2 protein-coding genes are annotated in these 1,968 nt (G+C 65.0%); both read right to left on the reverse strand.

Features of this window, described 5'->3' with window-relative positions; all coding sequences use genetic code 11:
- Window positions 1–88 precede the first annotated feature (88 nt).
- The gene (locus tag IEZ12_RS09575; RefSeq protein WP_189271598.1) at window positions 89–655 is read right to left on the reverse strand and encodes a GNAT family N-acetyltransferase; all 567 of its coding nucleotides are present in this window, start codon (window positions 653–655) and stop codon (window positions 89–91) included.
- Window positions 652–1,419 carry a GntR family transcriptional regulator gene (locus IEZ12_RS09580; protein WP_189271599.1) on the reverse strand — a complete coding sequence of 256 codons (768 nt, stop codon included), beginning with the start codon at window positions 1,417–1,419 and terminating at the stop codon, window positions 652–654. Before IEZ12_RS09580 ends, IEZ12_RS09575 begins: the two co-directional genes overlap by 4 nt.
- Between the last annotated feature and the right edge of the window lie 549 nt (window positions 1,420–1,968).

Raw genomic sequence — 1,968 nt, forward strand, 5'->3', positions numbered from 1 at the left:
CAGCGGGCAGGAGGCAATCGATCCACCTGCGGCATCCACTGCCCGCAGGTGTTCAAGCACGTTGATGTCAGCCGGTGATGTCACAACGTCAGTGATTGCTGTTGGTGAACCCCATCACGGTGGCGTCCTCAAAACCGTGCTCCGCGGGCACCGCAGGTCGCTGCGCGACCCACCCGGAGACGCGCGGTCCGCCGTTCACCGCCCCGCCCTCACGAACGGTGCGGACGTACGTGAACCCGTGATCGATGTAGTACCGCTGCAGGCGCTCGTTCGCTGTCCAGGCGTCCAGCCGCAGCCACTTTGCACCCTCGCTGGCCGCACAGGTACCTGCCCAGTTCAACAGGCGTCCCCCGATGTCCCGGCCGGCGTACGCTCGCGAAACGGTCAGCTTGTTGACGTAGCGCGCGGGTTCGCTCAGCTCGGCGTCAGTCCAGAGCCCGTCTTCAGCGTCGGGCGTGAGCGTGATGGTGCCCACGATCGCCGATCCGTCCCGAAGCATGAAGACCGTGTCGGCCTCAATCGTGTCCAGGAGCTTGTCTGCCGGGTACGGACGGCTCCACTGGTCGCTGCCAAGCGCGCTCAGCCACGCAGCAGCCTCCTGCCGGAAGGCGAGAAGGTGCTCCAAGTCCGCCGCTGTTGCTGGTTCGATGATCACTCTCCCGCCTCCCGCGCCGCGATGTTTCCGATCTCGTAGTTCATGTGGTTGAGGTCGCCGCGGAACGTGGTGACGGTGCATCGGATGGGCTTGTCCTCCGAATAGCCGGTCCGCACCCACACCAGCACCGGCACACCCGCTCCAGCCTGGAGAAGCCGCGCTTCGTCCGGCGTAGGCATGCGGGTGGAGATGTCATCGAAGTAGCCGACTTGCTCGACCCCCAGCCCAGCCAAATACCGGGTGGTCCCTTCGGCGATGTCGCCCGGATCTGCCAGCCTCGGAGCCTTCTCGACCAACCACATGGGGTAGCTGGTGGCCTGCGTGGACCACGGCACGCCATCGACGTAGCGGTGGCAGAACCGGAGTACGGTCGTCGTCCCCTCGGGTACCCGCAGTTGCTCCGCCACGATCGCCGGAGCAGGTTGCATCTCCACTCGGAACTCTTGGTGAGGCCTCCGGCCGGCGTGAGTCACATCGGTGCTGTAGGCGTCCCCGTTCTGAGGGAACGTGAGGTTCTCGAAGCGAGAGGCATTCAGGTTGAACACCTCATGGGAGCGGACTTCATAGCCGAGCCCTTGGCTGGCCGAGATCAGTCCCTCGGTCACGAGGACGTTCAGGCCGGCGCGCACCGTGTTCCGTGAGGCGTCGAACCGGTCACACAGATCGCGTTCGGAGGGCAGTCGGGCCCCGGGCGGGAACGCCTTGGCGTTGATCTCGTTCCGGAGCACGTCTGCGACTCGGCGGTACAGCGGCTGGCTACTCATACCTCCCATAATGCCCCACTGGGTCAACTGGTTCCTACATGTTGGACCAATGGGCTTGACGATCGCTCTGCGTGAGTGCAGCATCATGTTCAGCAGCTTGTACCTACCAGTTGAGCCAGTGGCTTAAGGGGGGCAAGATGCCGCTGATGGCTCATGCCTGATGCGTGCTTGACCTGCTTAAACGTGCCCGGAGGGGTGGGGTGACAGCCCCCTGAAGGAAGCGCTGGCTCTTTGACAACTTCATTGGTCCCGCCGAGAACCCCGCGTTAGGAGGTGATTGGGGTGAGGCGGAGGCAGACCGAACGAGCGGCCTGTAGAGGGCCCCTGCGGGGGCGAGGGTGCAACTCCTTCCCCGTTCGCCGACAGCCCGAGCGCCGGACGCGCCGGAGCTGTCTTTCATCGGGCCCGTGGGTGGGCCGTCGCGCATTCCTTGGCCGGTCGCGCGACGACCCCTGCGGGCCTGTTCACCTGACAGAGAGGTAGAGACCCGTGAGGTCGATTGTTGCAGGGCAGGTCGCCGTGGACTCGGAGGAGTTCGCGGAACTGGCG

Origin of the sequence: Kitasatospora griseola (assembly GCF_014648555.1) — a bacterium.
GTDB classification, from domain to species: Bacteria; Actinomycetota; Actinomycetes; order Streptomycetales; family Streptomycetaceae; genus Kitasatospora; species Kitasatospora griseola.

What these genes read in the sequence shown, in the direction of transcription:
- IEZ12_RS09580 (WP_189271599.1), bottom strand. Translation starts at nt 1,419, where the DNA reads ATGAGTAGCCAGCCGCTGTACCGCCGAGTCGCAGACGTGCTCCGGAAC.